Raw genomic sequence first — 17,706 nt, forward strand, 5'->3', positions numbered from 1 at the left:
TGCCTGCTCCAGTAAGCTTTAAGCCTTCAGCGCCGGCGGGATCGCACGGCGATGGCGGGACAGAGAATATTCCAGCAGGGCCATGGCCTGCAGAATGATGAAATTCAGCACGAGGTAGATGATCGCCGCGCAGATGAAGACCTCCATCGTGCGGTAGGTTTGCGAGATCAGCCGCTGCGCAACGCCCGTGACCTCCCAGACCGTGACGAGGCTCGCGAGCGCGGTCGACTTCATCATCAGCACGATCTCGGTCGAATAGGCCGGGAGCGCATGCCGGAAGGCGATCGGCGCGATGATGCGACGCACCAGCAGGAAGCCGGACATGCCGATCGAGCGCGCGGCTTCGATCTCCTTCGGCGAAACGGCACGGATGCCGCCGCGGAAGATCTCGGCCGAATAGCCGGCGGTGCAAAGCGCCAGCGACAGGATCGCGCAGACGACCGGCTCGCGCAGGAAGGGCCAGAGGAAGGAGTAGCGAATGATCGAAAATTGCGCCAAACCGTAGAAGACCAGGAACATCTGGATCAGCAGCGGCGAGCCGCGGAACACGAAAATATAGCCCTTGGCAAAACCGGAGAGAATCGGATTGCCGCTGACGCGCATGGCGACGATGACAAGCGCCAGAATGCCGCCAAAGAAGATCGACAGGAAGAACAGCAGCAGCGTCATTGGCACTGCCTTCAGCAGTGTGACCATCGTGCTCGAAAGGAAATCGAAATCCATACCGTCCTCCTCAAGCCTGGCCGATCGTCGCAGCCGGCATGCTGCGATTGGCGCGACGTTCAGCCTTGTTGAAGATGCGATCCGATAGGCTGGTCAGGACCAAATAGAGAATGCCGCCGGCTATGAAGAAGAGGAAATACTGGCGGGTGGAACCGGCAGCCACCTGACTGGTGCGCATCAATTCCGCAAGGCCGGTGACCGAGATCAAAGCGGAATCCTTGAGGCTGAGCTGCCAGACATTGCCGAGCCCGGGAATGGCGAAGCGGAAGACCTGCGGAATGATGATGCGACGCAAGCGCAAACCGCGATGCATGCCGATTGCGGACGCCGCCTCAAGCTCTCCCTTGGAAATGGCGAGATAGGCTCCACGGAAAACCTCTGCCTGATAAGCGCCGGAAATGATGCCGACAGCGAGAGCACCGGCGGCAAAGGATGGCAGGCCGAGAAAGCCTTCATAACCAAGCCATTTGCCGATGGAGGTTACCGCCGACGACCCGCCGAAATAGATCAAATAGATAATCAGAAGTTCGGGCACACCGCGGAAAACGGTAGTGTAGATATTGCCGAGCGTCTTCAACACCATGCTTCCCGAGAGCTTCGCGAAGGCAATGGCCGCGCCGAGGACGGCCCCGATGGCCAAGGCGGTCGCCGTCACGGCCAGCGTCATCAAGGCGGCAACAAGCAGCAGCGCGCCCCACCCGTTCGAGCCGAAGCCCAGCAATTGCAAGCTTGCCATAGATCCAATCCCTGTCCGTGGCAGTTTCAGGCGTCAGGATACCATAGGGTCTCCGGCCGCAAAGCCGGAGACCGATGATAACGGCCCAAAGACGTACTCATCAATTCGGGCTCACGTCGACCTTGAACCACTTCATCGACAAGGTCTTGATGGTACCGTCGGCAAGCGCGGACTTGATCGCCTCATTGAACTTGTCGCGCAGGTCGGTATCCGCCTTGCGGATGCCAAGGCCTTCGCCTTCGCCCCAGATGGAACCGGCGATTTCCGGGCCGGTGAAGGCGAGCGAATCATTCGCGCTGGCAAAAGCGTTCGCGAAGTAGACGGCATCGTCGAAGCCGAGATCGATGCGGCCGTTCTGCAGGTCGAGATCGCGGTCGGCGCCGGTCTTGTACTCGCGGATCGTGGCGATCGAGCCGAAATTGTCATAGACGAACTTGGCATAGACGGTTGCGGCCTGGATGCCGATGGTCTTGCCCTTGAAGGCTTCCTTCAACACGTCGATTTCCTTAACGCCGGTCTGGCCGGGGGTCATCTTGATCGTGGTGCCGGTGCCGGCAGCATTGGCAAGCGGGCTGTCCTTGGCGGTCGCAAAAGCGGCAGGCGTTGCAGCATAAGGAATGGTGAAGCCGATGACCTGCTTGCGCTCGTCGGTGATCGACAGAGCATCCATGATGACGTCGAACTTGCCGGCGTTCAGCGCCGGGATCATGCCATCCCAGTCGGAAGCGACGAGCTTGCAATCGATCTTGGCGCGTTCGCACAGAACCTTGGCAAGCTCCGGCTCGAAGCCGCCGAGCGTACCATCGGCGTTCGTCATGTTCCACGGCGCGTAAGCACCTTCCAGGGTGATCGTTGCCGTCTTCCAGTCCTTGGCGAAGGCCGGCGCGGCAAAAGCGGCGGCAGCCACGACGCCTGACAAGAGAATTGCACTGAATTTCATCGTGTAGAGCTCCTCTGAGGTTGAAATAAGCCTTGCAGCATTTCCTACCGATCTTCGCCGGCTTGCCCGCTTTCCCAATTAATTTTTAGGATTGATTGCGAGGTTGTATAGGGTACCATATGTGATAATTTATGATATGCAAGTGGGAAAGTTGTTTTCGAGGCAGATTCACTCTGTGCAAAGGGAATAGGCAATGAAACGTTCCGGCGAGATGAAACGCGAACTGGCGGAAAATGACGCCGCGCCCCTCTATGCCGGCGTCAAGCAGATGATACTCGACCGCATTCATAGTGGCGAGTGGCCGCCCAAATATCGCGTTCCCTCCGAAAACGAATTGGTGGTCGAACTTGGCGTCAGCAAAATGACGGCCAATCGTGCGCTGCGGGAACTGGCCAATGAAGGCGAGCTCGTTCGCATCCAGGGCGTCGGCTCCTTCGTCGCCGAGCGCAAGGGCGCCTCCGCCCTGTTCGAGGTCCGCAACATCGCCGAGGAGATCACCGAACGCGGCCATTCCCATCAGGCAAGCGTAATCGTTCTCGCCCGGGAAGCCGCATCGCCCGACATTGCCGACGCATTGGAACTCGACATCGGATCGCCGGTTTTCCATTCGCTGATCGTGCATAGCGAGAACGGCGTGCCCGTGCAGATCGAGGACCGGCATGTCCATCCGGATGCCGCACCCGACTATCTGCAGCAGGATTTTACCGACATGACGCCGAACGCATATCTCTCGGCCGTTGCTCCGCTCAGCGGATCGGAACATGTCGTCGAAGCCGTCATGCCGCAAGCCTGGGAATGCAAGCTGCTGACGATCCTGAAGACCGAACCCTGCCTGACGATCTGGAGGCGCACCTGGTCGGCGCGCGGCATCGTCTCCACAGCGCGGCTGGTTTATCCGGGACATCGCTATCGGCTGGAGAGCCAAAGCGGCAAACCGTCTGATCGTTAGTTGTATATGGAAGATATTAGCATTCATTCGCTTTGAGAAAGCGCAAAGGATGCAGGAGGGGTCGAATGGGCTGGGTGCTGTCGGCAAATTACGATGCCTGCAGCACGCACTCCATAAATAATGCGCCCAAAAGCAGGCCCGAAACCGTGGCAAGCACTTTCAAGATCGCGCGCTCGATCCTGAGGCACTTCTGCGGCAGGATGAGCGCGAGCGACTCGCTTGCAGCTGCAACCAATATGCACACAAGAGCAATGATGCGGCGGTCTTCCGGGTAAGCCATGACAAACAGAAACCCCAGAAGGCCGAACGGGATGACGCTGTCGATGCTCGCCATCGCCATGAACGGATACTTCGTCCCGACCGGAACGACCGTCGTCACGGCGATCAGACCGAGCACGATCCAGGCAAGGGCGTGGGCAAGCAGAGCAAGTTCCATACGAAAATCATAACAACAAGCCGCGAGTTTTCAAGCTGCGGGGCACGGCCTGTCTGCGCTTCCGTTCGACAGCGCGAGAATCCATGATGGCTGGCTGTATGCGGTTCGCATCGGCCACATCCGCCAACGATGCCTCTCACAGGCTGCTCAGCAAAAGGCTTGTCTCGCTGTTCGCAACGCCATCGATCATCCGCACTTCGCGCAAGACCCGATCAAAGTCCGACAGGCTGGTCGCTCGGATATTGGCGACCAGATCCCAATTGCCATTCGTCGTATGCAGCGAATATATTTCGGGAAGGCCGCGCAGTTTACGGATGACCTGCGTCGTCGATTTCCCGACGACTTCGATCATCATGACGGCATGCACGGTCTGCTCCTCATAATCTTCCCGAACCCTTACGGTGAAGCCAAGCAGCGTGCCGGTCTCTATCAGTCGATCCAGCCGATTCTGCACCGTACCACGCGCGACGCCCAAAACATCGGACAGTTTGGAGAGCGAAGCCCGCCCGTCGGCGCGCAGATGAGCGATGATACGCCGGTCGAGATCATCGGGAATATATTTGGCGAGCGTCATCGCACGATCCTGATCTTGTTCAATCCGTCAAAAATTATGGGCAATTTGTGCAAACCCATACCAAAACTGGCACAGTTTTGCGATTTCAGTCAATCGATCCGCTTGATACCCTATGGGAAATGATTTCCATCGAGGATACGAGAATGTCCGCACCGCTCCCATCGGAAAGAGCTTTCATTCCCTTCGTCAGCGTCGAGAACATGATGCGGCTCGTCCATCACATCGGCATCGAAACCGTGCTCATCGAACTCACCGACGCCATCGAAGCGGATTTCCGCCGCTGGGATCTCTTCGACAAGACGCCCCGCGTCGCTTCTCATTCGCATGACGGCGTCATCGAGCTGATGCCGACCTCGGATGGCGCTGTCTACAGCTTCAAATATGTAAACGGCCATCCAAAGAACATGGCGCAGGGCCTGCAGACGGTGACCGCCTTCGGCTTGCTTGCGGAAGTTTCGACCGGCTATCCCGTGCTGCTAACGGAAATGACGCTGCTGACGGCGCTGCGCACTGCGGCAACCTCGGCGATGGCGGCGAAACATCTGGCGCCGGCCAATTCACGGCGCCTCACCTTGATCGGCAATGGCGCACAGGCCGAATTCCAGGCGCTGGCGATGAAGGCCGTCCTCGGCATCGAGGAAGTCCGCCTTTACGACATTGATCCGAGAGCCACGGAAAAGACGGTTCGCAATCTCGCAAAGACCGGCTTGAAGCTCGTGCCCTGCACTTCGGCCCAGGCCGCCATCGAAGGTGCCGACATCATCACGACCTGTACGGCCGACAAGCAATTCGCGACCATTCTGACGGACAATATGGTCGGTGCCGGCGTGCACATCAACGCCATCGGCGGTGATTGCCCCGGCAAGACTGAGCTTCACCGCGATATCCTGCTGCGCTCCGACACTTTCGTCGAATATCCGCCGCAGACCCGCATCGAAGGCGAAATCCAGCAGATGGATCCGGATTATCCGGTCACCGAACTCTGGCAGGTCGTGAGCGGCCGGGCACCCGGCCGCAGCAGCAACCGGCAGATCACGCTGTTCGACAGCGTCGGCTTCGCGATCGAGGATTTTTCCGCCCTGCGCTATGTCCGCGAGAAGCTGGCGGGCACGGACTATTTCCAGAAGCTCGACATCATCGCCGATCCGGACGATCCGCGCGATCTCTTCGGCATGCTGCTGCGGGCAGCCTGAAGAAAGATAATGGCGGCCATTTCCACGGCCGCCATCAAACCCACCCGTCCTTCACCCCAGGCGAATTCAGCCTTTGCTGCCGTAAGCAATCAGTTCCGGCTCGCGGACCCGCCCATTCAAAGAGAAGGCCAGCAGGGCCGACAACAGCATCAGTGCGCCTACGATAAACATCGGCAGCTCATAGAGGCCGGTCGCATCCTTGACGAGACCGGTCACATAGGGTGCGGCAAAGCCTGCGATATTGCCGATCGTGTTGATCAGGGCGATGCCGGCTGCAGCCGCCGGCCCGGTCAGGAAGCGCGACGGAATGGCCCAGAAATTCGGCAGGGCGGAAAAGATCGCGCAAGCCGTCAGTGTGATCATCACGATCGTCGCTTCAGGCGAGCCCATATAAAGCGCGGCCGGAATGCTGAAGGCGCCCACCAAGGCCGGAATGCCGATGTGCCACGGCCGCACACCACGTCTGGACGCATCACGGCTCCAGAAGAAGAGGGCAAAGGCTGCCGGCAGGTAGGGGATAGCGGTAATCAGCCCCTTGTCGAAGACATCGAACTTGGTGCCAAATTTCGTTTCGAAGCCGGCAATGATCGTCGGCAGGAAGAAGGCCAGCGCATAGAGGCCGTAGATCAGGCCGAAATAGATGACCGACAGCAGCCAGACGCGGCTGTCCGTCAAGGCGAGGCCGGTCATCTTGCCATGCGCCGCCGCCTTTGCCTTTTCCTCGCCGGCAAGCGCCCGGTTCAGCCAATCCTTCTCGGCCTGGGTCAGCCATTTCGCATCATCGGGGCGATCAGCAAGGTAGAACCAGGTGATGATGCCGACGATGACAGCCGGAATGGCAACGCCGAAGAACATGACGCGCCAGCCTTCCAGACCGAAGAGGCCATGCATCTGGATCAGCGTGGCCGCAAAGGGCGCGCCGACGACTGTTGTCAGCGGCTGGGCAAGGTAAAACAATGCTAGGATCTTGCTGCGATGCTTGGCCGGCACCCACATGCTCAAGAACAGGATGGCCCCCGGGAAGAAGCCGGCTTCGGCAACGCCAAGCAGGAAGCGCAGCACATAGAGCTCCGTCGCGCTCGATACCCAGGTGAACAAGAGCGCCACAATGCCCCAGCTTACCATGATGCGGGCAAGCCAGCGCCGCGCGCCGTATCTGTGAAGCGCGAGGTTGCTCGGGATTTCGAGAACGATGTAACCGAAAAAGAAGATGCCGGCGGCAAAGCCGAACTGCGCCGCCGTCAGCACCAGATCCGTCGTCATGCCGTTCGGCCCGGCGAAGGAAATCGCCGTGCGGTCAAGAAAGTTAATGAAGAACATCAAGGCGATGAACGGCACCAGCCGCTTCGAAACCTTTGATATGGCCGAACGCTCCACCTGTGACATTTCCTGATTTGCGGGCCGCAATGAAAATCCCTCCCCCGTGCTGAAATCTTGACAACGCAGCGATCCGCTTGCGTCGCTGACAGGACGGAAACTCCGACTTCCCCTCCAGTCCCTGCCTTCGGCCGCATGCGCCTTCGAATGACCTTGATCTCTAGCGGGATGGACAAGCCGCAAGCAAACGATTTAATCTCCCCATCATGTGAGGAAAAATCACATCAGGGGATAGCAGAATCTAAAAAATGAGCGGCCCTCTTCCATCCTTGAATGCGCTGAAGGCATTCGAAGCAACCGCGCGGCACAGGTCGATGACGCTTGCTGCCGACGAGCTCTGCGTTACGCATGGTGCGATCAGCCGGCACATTCGCGGGCTAGAGGAGACGCTCGGCGTCATCCTCGTGACCCGCCGCGCCCGTTCGACAGAGCCGACGCCGGAAGGCTCGCGGCTTGCTGAAGGGCTGACAAGTGCTTTCGGCCTGATGCAGGCAAGCGTCGAGCGCATCCGCCCAAGCCCGCTGACGCTCTCCTGCTCTTCCTCGATCATGATGGGCTGGATCATTCCGCGCATCGGCCAGTTTCACGAGCGCCACCCGCATATCGCCCTTCAGTTCAACATGAATTATGATCAGATCGACTTCGTCCGAGATAAGATCAGCCTCGCCATCCGCTCCAGTGTCATCGATCCGCCGAAGGATGCGATCATCCGGGAGCTCGGCGGCGAGGCCATCGGTCCTGTCTGTTCGCCGGAATATCTGAACCGCTCCGGCATTTCGCGTCCCGACGACATGGAACATGCAGCGATCCTCTCCACGCAGACCCGACCGCAAGCCTGGAGCGACTGGCAGGCCATAGCCGGACAGGCGGATCTGTGTCTGACACCACAGGCCGCCTTCGATCATTTCTATCTGCTGATCCAGGCCGCCGCATGCGGCCTCGGTATGGCGGTCGTGCCGCAAATGCTCGTGCTCGATCAGCTTGCTTCCGGACGGCTGGTGGCGCCTTTCGGTTTTCTGCCCGGCCCGCGCCGCATGGTGCTTTGGATCGCGCCGCATATTGCCGGAAGGCCGGATGCCCTGGCGCTCGAAAGATGGCTGACGGCCGAAATGCATGCAAGGCCGGACACCTGACAGCTCACTCGGAGCCAGGTGCGGATTGCGCTCGCCTCGGGTGAGAGGCTTTGCAATACCACCTCGAACAATCGGAAATAGTTACGACGGAAACTGCTTATGTCAGCTAAAATACATTGAAATCAGCAGTTTTTCTCTGTGCACTTCGTGAGGGATAATATGCTATGAATTCTCGCAAGCATAAGACGAGCCGGGCAATCCGTGCGGATTACGGTCGCCAAAGAGAGGATGCATCCTGAATATCGTGCCGGAACTGTCGAGACAAACGAACGAGATGGCTGCACTTATCTCTAGCTACGATTGGGCAGCCACCAGTCTTGGCCCCAGATCGGCGTGGCCCATGTGCCTTACCGCTGCAGTCGACCTCATGCTCCCTGCCCAAGCACAGATCGTCATGTTCTGGGGCGAGGACTTTATCGCACTCTACAACGATGCATACGCGCGAACCATAGGCGACAAGCATCCGCGAGCGCTCGGACGGCCTGCGCGGGAAAATTGGGCCGAACTCTGGAGCGATCTCGAACCGCTTCTTCGCTCCGTCCTTCATGATGGCATGGCGGTCGTTGCCAAGGACCGGCCCTTCTATATCGAGCGCTACGACTATCCAGAAACGGTTTACTTCGACATTTCCTATTCGCCCGTCCGCGGTACGGACGGCAAGGCGTTGGGTGTATTCTGCATCGTCAACGAGACGACGGAACGGGTCCGAACGGAACAGGCGCTGCGTGAAAGTGAAGAGCTGTTTCGCGCCGTCATCTCGCAATCGACGACAGGGTTTGCCCAGTGCGAACTCGACGGCCGTTTCGTTCGGGTGAATGAGCGTTTCTGCGAAATTGTAGGCTATTCCGAGAGCGAGCTTCTCGGCATGAAGACATACGACATCACCTATCCGGACGATTTGCATGAGAATACTCGTCTGTTCGAAGCGATGATGGCGACGGGAGAAAGCTTCGAGATCGAAAAGCGCTATGTTCGCAAGGATGGCAGCCTCGTCTGGGTCGCGAACTGCGTTTCCGCCTTGAAAGACGGTTCGGGACGCATCCAGCAGGCTGCCGCGATCGTCACCGATATAAGCGAGCGCAAGCGTGCACAGGAAGTAGAGCGGCAACTCGCGGCGATTGTCGCCTCATCGGACGACGCTATCCTCAGCATCGATCTCAACATGATCATTACAAGCTGGAATAGCGGTGCTGAGAGGCTTTACGGACAATCGGCCGAAGAGGCCATCGGCCAATCCGTGATGATGCTCGTTCCGGAAGACCGCAGCGACGAAGAGCCGGCGATCCTGGCGCGGATTCGTGCGGGCCAAAAGGTAGAGCCTTACGAAACCAAGCGACGCAACAAGAACGGCGCGCTTGTCGATGTTCTGCTTAGCGTTTCCCCGATCTATGACGTCTATGGCAGAATCGTGGGGGCGTCCAAAACTGCTCATGACATCAGCGCCAAGAAGGAGGCCGAGCGCCTGCAGACCGTGCTGGTGGGCGAGCTCAATCATCGCGTCAAGAATGTGCTCGCAACCGTGATGGCCATCGCGCGCCAAACGCTCGGGCGGGACGATGTGGACAAGGCATCCGTCGAGACATTCGAGGCGCGGCTCTCCTCGATGGCACGCGCCCACGATCTGCTGATCCACGGCCAATGGGAGCAGGCGGAATTGACCGCCGTCATTGCCCAGGCGCTATCCCCCTATCCGAAGGACAGGTTCGAAATTTTCGGACCGGCAATCAAACTTGCGCCGAGAGCTGTCGTTTCCATATCGCTTGCACTGCATGAGCTTGCGACGAATGCCGCCAAATACGGTGCGCTTTCGGTGGCGGATGGCCGTGTTGCGATCACGTGGTCACTGGAAACGGGCAAGACGGATCACCTCAAACTGCGCTGGCAGGAATCGGGAGGGCCAATCGTAAAGCCTCCGACCCGCAAGGGCTTCGGCTCCCGCTTGATCGAAAGCCTGCTGGCGGCGGAATTGAGCGGCAAGGTCCAAGTCCGTTACGAGCCGAGCGGCTTGATCTGCGAGGTGGATGCCGCCGCAGGGATCGGCTGGGATCAAGCTCACGACAAGGCAGAGTAACGCCGCACCCGGTGCTCAATCCCGGTCGATTCAACGCAGTCCTTTCGGCCGCGTCGCAAGCACATTGCGGATCGAGAAGCTCGAATGGATTCGCAGCACTCCCGGCATGGTCGACAGAATATCCTTATGGATGCGTTCGAAGTCGCCCGGATTGGCGACCTCGACGCGCAGCAGATAGTCGGAGCCGCCCGTCATCAGAAAGCACTCCTTAATCTCGGGATGTTTGCGTACCGCCGCCTCGAAACGATCGAGATGCTCCTCCGTTTGCCGCTCGAGCGTGATGTTGATAATGACGGCGATCGATGCCTCTGCCTGGGACGTGTCCACCAGGGCCGTGTAGCCCCTGATCACGCCCGCCTGTTCCATCAATTTGATACGCCGCAGGCAGGCCGATGGCGATAGCCCCACCTCGCTTGCCAGCTTGGCGTTGCTGACTCGGGCATCGAGACGAAGCAAGCGGAGAATATTGCGGTCGATGGCGTCGAGAGCGGGCATGTGGATTCTTTCAAAAATTCGCAGATCCTTTCAATATCAATGCAGTTAAACAATAATCAATCACTGTTTAGCGAGTAATTTCGCGATCCTTTCAATAGTCTTATTTTGAAAGAAGAGGGCGGACATGGACGGCGGTATTGTGGATTCTCTGGCGCCAAAATTGGCGATCGATAATGGAGCGTGTGGCTATCTGACGATCGATCTGGCCGCACTGTGCCGGAACTATGACAAGCTATCCACTATCGTCGCACCGGCGCGGGCCGCCGCCGTCGTCAAGGCGGATTCCTACGGACTTGGCGCCAATCAGGTATCGAAAGCACTCTACGAGCGCGGTTGCCGCCACTTTTTCGTCGCCCACTTCATTGAAGCGCTGCGGCTGCGTCCGCAGCTCCGTGGCGATGCAACTATTTTTGTGCTGAACGGCCTTTTACCCGGCAACGAGGCTGCCTGCGCCGATGGCGGCATCGTGCCTGTGATCAATTCGCTCCAACAGTTGCGGCAGTGGTCGGAGATGGCACGCTCTCTTCACCGCAGGCTCCCCGCGGTTCTCCAATTCGATACCGGCATGTCGCGGCTCGGCATACCGCCGGAGGACAGAAGCGCCGTGGCAGCTCATCTGCAGACATCCGACGACGTCGATATCCTGTTCATCATGAGCCACCTCGCCTCCGCAGAGGAGACCGACAGCAGGCAAAACGGCGATCAGCTTGCCGAGATGTGTCGTGTCGCAACGGAGTTTCCGCAATACGATGTTTCGTTCGCCAATTCCGGCGGCATCTTTCTTGGCGGAGATTTCCATGGCGTACTGGCGCGGCCAGGCATCGCTCTTTATGGCGGTGCTCCCACCGGTGGCGTTGCCAACCCCATGGAAGCGGTTGTCCGGCTCGAAGTTGCCGTGGTGCAGACACGGACCGTTTTGGAAGGCGCTCGGGTCGGCTATGGCGGCGTGCATGTGACGAAAGGCAAGACCCGGCTCGCGACGATCGCCGCCGGCTACGCCGACGGCTTGCCGCGCAGCCTCAGCGATCGCGGCGCCGTCTATTACGACGGCGTGCGTCTGCCCATCGTCGGCCGCGTGTCGATGGACAGCACGACAATCGATATCAGCGCCTTGCCCGAAGGCGCTCTCTCTTTCGGCAGCATGGTGGAAGTTCTGGGAGATCATCAGACCGTGGATGATCTTGCGCGCGACGCCGGCTTGATTTCCTATGAAATCCTGACCAGTCTCGGCCATCGCTTCCACCGTCAATATCGCTGACCTTCCCATCTCTCAAGTCTCTGAGGACATCATGAAAGTCGTCGTTCTGGGTGCCGGCATCATCGGCGTGACGTCAGCCTATCAGCTTGCGAAGGCGGGCCACGAGGTTACGGTCATCGACCGGCAGCAGGGGCCGGCGCTGGAAACGAGCTTCGCCAATGCCGGCGAGGTTTCCTTCGGCTATTGCTCGCCCTGGGCCGCACCCGGCATTCCCATGAAGGCGATCAAGTGGCTGTTCATGCACCACGCGCCGCTCATCCTGCGCCCGAAGGTCGATGGCGCCATGCTCTCATGGCTCGTCAAGATGCTGTCGAACTGCACGTCGGAGCGTTACGCGATCAACAAGAGCCGCATGCTGCGCCTTGCCGATTACAGCCGCATTTCGCTCGCTGAGCTTCGCGAAGAGACAGGTATTGCCTATGACGAGCGTATGCAGGGCACGCTCCAGCTCTTCCGCACGCAAGCGCAGCTCGATGCATCCGCCAAGGACGTCAAGGCTCTTGCGGCCGACGGCATTCCGTATGAGGTGCTCGATCCCGACGGCTGTATTCGCGTTGAACCGGCCCTTCGGCATGTCCGCGGCAAGATCGTCGGCGGTCTGCTGACACCGAAGGACGAGACCGGCGACTGCTTCAAATTCACCAATGCGCTTGCTGCAAAAGCGATTGAGCTTGGCGTCCGGTTCCAGTACGGCACGACGATCAAGGGGCTCGACATCGAGGGCAGCCAAGTACGTGGCGTGGTGACCGATCGTGGGCGCCTGGATGCGGATGCGGTCGTCGTCGCGCTCGGCAGCTATTCACCGCTGCTGCTGAAACCGCTCGGCATCAGCCTGTCCGTCTATCCGGTCAAAGGCTATTCGCTGACGATCCCGATCACCGACGCCTCGCGCGCCCCGGAATCGACCGTCATGGACGAAACCTACAAGATCGCCATCACTCGCCTCGGCGACCGCATCCGCGTCGGCGGCATGGCGGAAATCTCCGGCTATACCAATGATCTCGGCCTTGCCCGGCGCCGGACGCTAGAGCATTCCGTGACCGATCTCTTCCCCGGCGGCGATGTCGCCAAGGCCTCGTTCTGGTCGGGCCTGCGGCCGATGACGCCGGATGGCACGCCGGTCATCGGACCGACGAGGATCAAGGGGCTTTATCTCAATACAGGTCATGGAACGCTTGGATGGACCATGAGTTCCGGTTCGGCACGCGTCATCAGCGATCTCGTCAGTGGCCGCAAGCCTGATATCGACGCGACCGACCTCGCGATCAGCCGCTACGCCTGACAAAGGGGTCTCAACGCGGGCGCTCAAGAACAGCGGCGGGCTGATCGCCCGCCGGTTTCGATCAATGCCGCGGAATTCGTGGCAGGAAGATCGTGAATAATCCCAACAACGGCAGATACGAGCAGAGCGTATAGACGAAGGGGATGCCACGCGCATCGGCGAAATCGCCGAGCCAGGCCGCACCCAGTCCACCCGCCCCGAAGGCAAAGCCGAAGAAGATGCCGCCGATCAGTCCCACGCGGCCAGGGATCAGCTCCTGCGCAAAGACCACGATCGCCGGGAAGGCCGAGGCAAGCACGAGGCCGATGACGACGGTCAGGACGCAGGTCCAGAACAGGTTCGCATAGGGCATCAGCAGCGCAAACGGGATGACGCCGAGGATCGAGAACCAGATCACGAAACGCGCACCCAGACGGTCGCCCACCGGCCCACCCATGATCGTGCCGACCGCGACCGAGCCGAGGAACAGAAACAGCATCAGCTGTGCATCCCGGACATCGAGATGGAACTTGTCGATGACGTAGAAGGTGAAATAGCTCGAAATGCTCGCCATGTAGACGTTCTTCGTCGCCGTCAGCAGGATGAGGATGGCAAGCGCCCACATCGCCTTGTTGCGCGCGATCGGCAAGGTGCGGCTCGGAGCGGAACGCGCCGACTGCTGGCGACGATGGTTGATGAACCAGTTGCCGACCCAGCTCAGAACGATGAAGCCGATGACGGCCAGCACCGAAAGCCAGGCGACGCTCTTCTGGCCATGCTGGAGGACGAAGAACGCGGCAATGAGCGGCCCGATCGCCGAGCCGGCGTTACCACCGAGCTGAAACAGCGACTGCGCCAGCCCGTGACGTCCGCCCGAAGCGAGACGTGCAACGCGCGAAGCCTCCGGATGGAAGACGGCCGAACCGAAGCCGATCAGGCTTGCAGCGATCAGGAGCACGCCGAAACTGCCGGCATAGCCAAGCAGCACCAGGCCTGCAAAGGTGCTGACCATGCCCACGGGCAACGAATAGGGCATCGGCCATTTGTCGGTCACGATACCGACCACTGGCTGCAGCAGCGAGGCGGTAATCTGGAACATCATCGTCAACAGGCCGATCTGCACGAAATCGAGCGCATAATTCTCTCTGAACATCGGATAGAGCGACGTCAGCAGCGATTGCATCGTATCGTTCAGCAGATGACAGGTGCTGACCGCCATAACGATCGACATCGTCGTCTTTTGATATCGGGCCTGCGTACCCGCCACTTCCGCAACCATGTGGGGAATCCTCCTGCGCCGGCGAGACTTGCCGACGATATGACTTGATCCGCCTTTAGCACGGCTTGCGAATGTCCTTCTTTCGTGTTTTGGTCCAATAGTTTCTCGATTGGGCCAAAATGGAAAAGCTATCGAAACAGTTGCTGGCGACCCTCGACGACGACCATGTGCGAAACATGCGCTGGATGGAGGAATCGCCAGCCGACGTGCTCGTCCATAGCGCCGAGCCGCCGCAGGGCTACACGGTTCCCTGGCATCACCACCGCCGCACGCAGCTGCTTTGCATCTTCGCCGGCGTCGCCCTGATCATGACGGCGCGCGGCCGCTGGATGGTGCCGCCCGGCCATGCCCTATTCATCCCCGTCGGGCTGGAGCATTCGATTGAGATCTTGAGCGACGTCAGCATGAAATCCGTCTACGTGACGCCGCGCGGCCAGCCGCCGAAGGATGAAGCTCCACGTGTCGTCGAAGTGACCGATCTTGCCCGCAGCCTGCTGCTCGAAGCCATTCGGCTGCGGGAGGCGCCGGTCAGCCATCGCAAGGCCAAGCTCGTTCTGTCGCTGCTGGTCGAGGAGATCGCAACGCTGCCGGAGCGTCCGCTCGGCCTGCCCTTCCCGTCCGACCGCCGATTGACTGCGCTCTGCCGCGACTATCTCTCCAACCCATCGCCCAATGCCAGGCTGGATGATTGGGCCGAAAAGCTTTCCGTAAGCCGCCGAACGTTCACCAGGCAGTTCCGCAAGGAAACCGGCATCAGCTTCACCACCTGGCGCCAGCAGGCGAGCGTCTTTGCCTGCCTGCCACAGCTTGCCGAAGGCCAGCCCGTCACCAACGTCGCGCTCGAAGCGGGCTATGAGAGCGTGGCGGCGTTTACCACCATGTTCCGCCGCATGCTCGGCACCTCGCCGCGCAGCTATATGGCCAACCGCTGGACCCTTGAGCGGCAATCAGCTTGAAGCCTCCTCTTGAAATGAGCAGGCGCTTCCGGCAAACAGCGCTGAAGAGCGAGGCAAAGCATATGCGGCATATTCACATCGTCGGTATCGGCACGGGAAACCCCGAACATCTGACCGTGCAGGCGATCAATGCGCTGAACTCAGCCGATGTCATCCTCATTCCAAGCAAGGGCGCGGCCAAGAGCGAGCTTGCCGACGTCAGGCGCGATATCTGCCAGCGCTATGTCACCAATCCCGCCACCCGCTACGTGGATTACGACGTGCCGTCACGCCAGACGGCGGACCGCAGCTATGTGCGGAGCGTCGATGAATGGCATGACGCGATTTCCGCGACCTACGAGCGGCTGTTTCTGGAACATCTGACGGAAAGCCAAAGTGCTGCCTTCCTCGTCTGGGGCGATCCCGGCCTTTATGACAGCACGCTCCGCATTCTCGAGCGTGTCGTCGGTCGCGGCAAAGTCGTTATCGATTATAGCGTTATTCCCGGCATCACCAGCATCCAGGCGCTGACGGCAAGCCATCGCATCCCCCTCAATCTGGTCGGCAAGCCGGTTCAGATCACCACCGGTCGGCGATTGGCCGAAAGCTTTCCTGGAATTGCCGAAACGGCCGTCGTCATGCTCGACGGCGAGCAGGCCTTTAGCAAGATCGACGACCCCGATGCCTATATCTATTGGGGCGCCTATCTCGGCACCAAGGACGAGATCACGATCGCGGGCTGGCTGGCTGAGGTTTCCGAGCGGATTCTTGCGACCCGCGCCGAAGCCCGCGCCCGGCATGGATGGATCATGGATATCTATCTTATGCGTAAGGGTCGGGACTTCGACGATCTCGAATAAGCGCCAAGTACCAAATCGTTTGCCCGCCGATCCGGTTTGTGCAAGGAAATGTCCCTTATGAAGGGCAGTCTTATGGTTGCGGTCGACGCGCAGACAGTGGAGGAACAAGCGTGCTTCTCTAAAGGGGGAGCTGCCGAGGACGGCGTTGCATCGCCCCTGCCCTCTATGGTTCGCGGTGCCTGCCCCTCACTGAGTGCACCGATGCAGACCGGCGACGGCCTTCTGGTTCGCTTGCGGCCGTCGACCCCGGGGCTGACTATCGCGCAATTACGCCTCTTGGCGGAAGCAGCCGAGAGACACGGCAATGGCCTGATCGAGATCACTGCGCGCGGCAATATTCAGCTACGTGGCATGACGCTGCAAAGCATGCCTGGACTGGCCGCCGATATCGATCGGGCCGGCATCGTGCCAGAGAGCGGCGTCGCGATCGAAGTCCCGCCGCTCAGCGGTGTCGATCCGTCCGAGATCGCTGATGCACGTGGGCTTTCTGAGCGTCTGCGAAGCGCCATCGATGCACTTCGTCCCAAGCCATTGCTCGCTGCAAAGCTCGCCATTATCGTTGACGGCGGCGGCCGGCTCGTCCTTGACGAACTCTCGGCGGATATCAGGCTGAAGGCTGTCACTGCCGCCGATGGCCGAAAGCTTTGGACTCTTGCCATTGCGGGAACCGAGGCGACGGCCATACGGCTTGTCGCCTTGCCTGGCGAAGAAGCGATAGCCTGTGTCATGGCATTGCTCAAAGCCTTGGCGGCAATCGGACCCCGCGCCCGTGGCCGTGACCTGGACATCGCCGCTTTAGGACTACAGTTTCCTGCCCCTTCCAGCTTCCCACGACGAGAAACTAACTCATCCGCCCTTCCTGTCGGTGTCATTCCGCTCGACAACGAACAGACCGCACTCGGATTGCGGCCCGCCTTCGGTCAAATCCACGCTCAAGACCTCATCGGATTTCTTGACCATGCAGAGATGGCGGGGGCGCATGAATTACGGACCGGCCCCGAACACAGCCTGTTGCTGCTCGGCCTCCCGCGCGAGCGGATCAAAGGCATTCTCGCCGCGGCAGCTGATTGCGGCTTTCAGACACGCGCCGATGATCCCGCAAATTATGCCGTTCCCTGTTCCGGTGCCGGCGCATGCGCCTCTGCCCACTACGCCACGAAACAGGCGGCCGCCGATCTGGTCGAAATCGGGCCTGAGCTGCTGGATGGTTCGCTCAAAGTGCATCTATCCGGCTGCGCAAAAAGCTGCGCCCATCCTTTCCCGGCGATGCTGACCATCGTCGGTGCTGCAACGGGCTATGCTATTGTCGTAAATGGGTCAGCATCATCAGAGCCCGTGGCTTACATCCATAAGGAAGATCTGAAATCGGCGCTGGCTGCGCTCGGGGAACTGGTGCGAAACAACAAAGCTGCTGGCGAATCGGCACAGCAGTGTCTTAAACGGCTTGGCCGGGACGCAATCGCGACGGCTTTACGACAGGGATAGA

General features: G+C 59.7%; 17 protein-coding genes. 9 read left to right on the plus strand and 8 right to left on the minus strand.

Annotated features, from left to right (window positions below):
* Window positions 1-18: 18 nt before the first annotated feature.
* The 3 genes from AC13RC_RS13775 to AC13RC_RS13785 form a co-directional block, all read right to left on the minus strand.
* On the minus strand, window positions 19-723 hold the full coding sequence (locus tag AC13RC_RS13775) for an ABC transporter permease (RefSeq protein ID WP_113329654.1): 705 nt from the start codon (window positions 721-723) through the stop codon (window positions 19-21).
* A gap of 10 nt (window positions 724-733) precedes the next feature.
* Window positions 734-1,459, minus strand: a complete 726-nt coding sequence (locus AC13RC_RS13780; RefSeq protein WP_113329653.1) for an ABC transporter permease — start codon at window positions 1,457-1,459, stop codon at window positions 734-736.
* A 100-nt stretch (window positions 1,460-1,559) separates the two neighbouring features.
* On the minus strand, window positions 1,560-2,399 hold the full coding sequence (locus AC13RC_RS13785) for a transporter substrate-binding domain-containing protein (protein ID WP_113329652.1): 840 nt from the start codon (window positions 2,397-2,399) through the stop codon (window positions 1,560-1,562).
* Window positions 2,400-2,592: 193 nt separating this feature from the next.
* Here AC13RC_RS13785 and hutC point away from each other — a divergent pair, with 193 nt between their 5' ends.
* The gene (gene hutC / locus AC13RC_RS13790; protein WP_488557457.1) at window positions 2,593-3,348 is read left to right on the plus strand and encodes a histidine utilization transcriptional repressor HutC; all 756 of its coding nucleotides are present in this window, start codon (window positions 2,593-2,595) and stop codon (window positions 3,346-3,348) included.
* An 88-nt stretch (window positions 3,349-3,436) separates the two neighbouring features.
* Here hutC and AC13RC_RS13795 read toward each other — a convergent pair whose 3' ends face one another.
* Both AC13RC_RS13795 and AC13RC_RS13800 read right to left on the minus strand, forming a co-directional pair.
* On the minus strand, window positions 3,437-3,784 hold the full coding sequence (locus tag AC13RC_RS13795; protein WP_488557458.1) for a hypothetical protein: 348 nt from the start codon (window positions 3,782-3,784) through the stop codon (window positions 3,437-3,439).
* 136 nt (window positions 3,785-3,920) lie between these two features.
* Window positions 3,921-4,358: an Lrp/AsnC family transcriptional regulator gene (locus tag AC13RC_RS13800; protein ID WP_015343394.1), complete on the minus strand. Its 438-nt coding sequence runs from the start codon at window positions 4,356-4,358 to the stop codon at window positions 3,921-3,923.
* 143 nt (window positions 4,359-4,501) lie between these two features.
* Between AC13RC_RS13800 and ocd the strand changes: the two genes are divergently transcribed.
* Window positions 4,502-5,551, plus strand: a complete 1,050-nt coding sequence (gene ocd / locus AC13RC_RS13805; protein ID WP_488557459.1) for an ornithine cyclodeaminase — start codon at window positions 4,502-4,504, stop codon at window positions 5,549-5,551.
* Window positions 5,552-5,617: 66 nt separating this feature from the next.
* Here ocd and AC13RC_RS13810 read toward each other — a convergent pair whose 3' ends face one another.
* Window positions 5,618-6,937, minus strand: a complete 1,320-nt coding sequence (locus AC13RC_RS13810) for an MFS transporter (RefSeq protein WP_488557557.1) — start codon at window positions 6,935-6,937, stop codon at window positions 5,618-5,620.
* A gap of 239 nt (window positions 6,938-7,176) precedes the next feature.
* On the opposite strand from AC13RC_RS13810, the gene AC13RC_RS13815 reads away from it, so the two are divergent.
* Complete coding sequence (locus AC13RC_RS13815) at window positions 7,177-8,061, plus strand: LysR substrate-binding domain-containing protein (protein WP_488557460.1); 885 nt, start codon at window positions 7,177-7,179, stop codon at window positions 8,059-8,061.
* Window positions 8,062-8,335: 274 nt separating this feature from the next.
* A complete protein-coding gene (locus AC13RC_RS13820) occupies window positions 8,336-10,132 on the plus strand; it encodes a PAS domain-containing sensor histidine kinase (protein ID WP_145318799.1) in 1,797 nt (598 codons plus the stop codon).
* Between the two features lie 30 nt (window positions 10,133-10,162).
* Here AC13RC_RS13820 and AC13RC_RS13825 read toward each other — a convergent pair whose 3' ends face one another.
* Window positions 10,163-10,627 (minus strand): Lrp/AsnC family transcriptional regulator, encoded by a 465-nt coding sequence (locus tag AC13RC_RS13825; RefSeq protein WP_069610343.1) that lies wholly within the window; start codon window positions 10,625-10,627, stop codon window positions 10,163-10,165.
* Window positions 10,628-10,751: 124 nt separating this feature from the next.
* On the opposite strand from AC13RC_RS13825, the gene alr reads away from it, so the two are divergent.
* Together alr and AC13RC_RS13835 are read left to right on the plus strand one after the other, a co-directional pair.
* Window positions 10,752-11,885, plus strand: coding sequence for an alanine racemase (gene alr / locus AC13RC_RS13830; protein ID WP_488557461.1), 1,134 nt, complete (start codon window positions 10,752-10,754; stop codon window positions 11,883-11,885).
* Window positions 11,886-11,916: 31 nt separating this feature from the next.
* A complete protein-coding gene (locus AC13RC_RS13835) occupies window positions 11,917-13,167 on the plus strand; it encodes a D-amino acid dehydrogenase (RefSeq protein ID WP_488557462.1) in 1,251 nt (416 codons plus the stop codon).
* A 61-nt stretch (window positions 13,168-13,228) separates the two neighbouring features.
* Here the strand turns inward: AC13RC_RS13835 and AC13RC_RS13840 are convergent, their stop codons facing one another.
* On the minus strand, window positions 13,229-14,425 hold the full coding sequence (locus AC13RC_RS13840; protein ID WP_488557463.1) for an MFS transporter: 1,197 nt from the start codon (window positions 14,423-14,425) through the stop codon (window positions 13,229-13,231).
* Between the two features lie 119 nt (window positions 14,426-14,544).
* Between AC13RC_RS13840 and AC13RC_RS13845 the strand changes: the two genes are divergently transcribed.
* From AC13RC_RS13845 to cobG, 3 genes are all read left to right on the plus strand, one after another.
* On the plus strand, window positions 14,545-15,381 hold the full coding sequence (locus AC13RC_RS13845) for an AraC family transcriptional regulator (RefSeq protein ID WP_488557464.1): 837 nt from the start codon (window positions 14,545-14,547) through the stop codon (window positions 15,379-15,381).
* 62 nt (window positions 15,382-15,443) lie between these two features.
* Complete coding sequence (gene cobF / locus AC13RC_RS13850) at window positions 15,444-16,220, plus strand: precorrin-6A synthase (deacetylating) (RefSeq protein ID WP_488557465.1); 777 nt, start codon at window positions 15,444-15,446, stop codon at window positions 16,218-16,220.
* Window positions 16,221-16,277: 57 nt separating this feature from the next.
* Window positions 16,278-17,705 carry a precorrin-3B synthase gene (cobG, locus tag AC13RC_RS13855; protein ID WP_488557466.1) on the plus strand — a complete coding sequence of 476 codons (1,428 nt, stop codon included), beginning with the start codon at window positions 16,278-16,280 and terminating at the stop codon, window positions 17,703-17,705.
* Window position 17,706: the final 1 nt, after the last annotated feature.

Source organism: Martinezella sp. CNPSo 3890, from assembly GCF_057784455.1.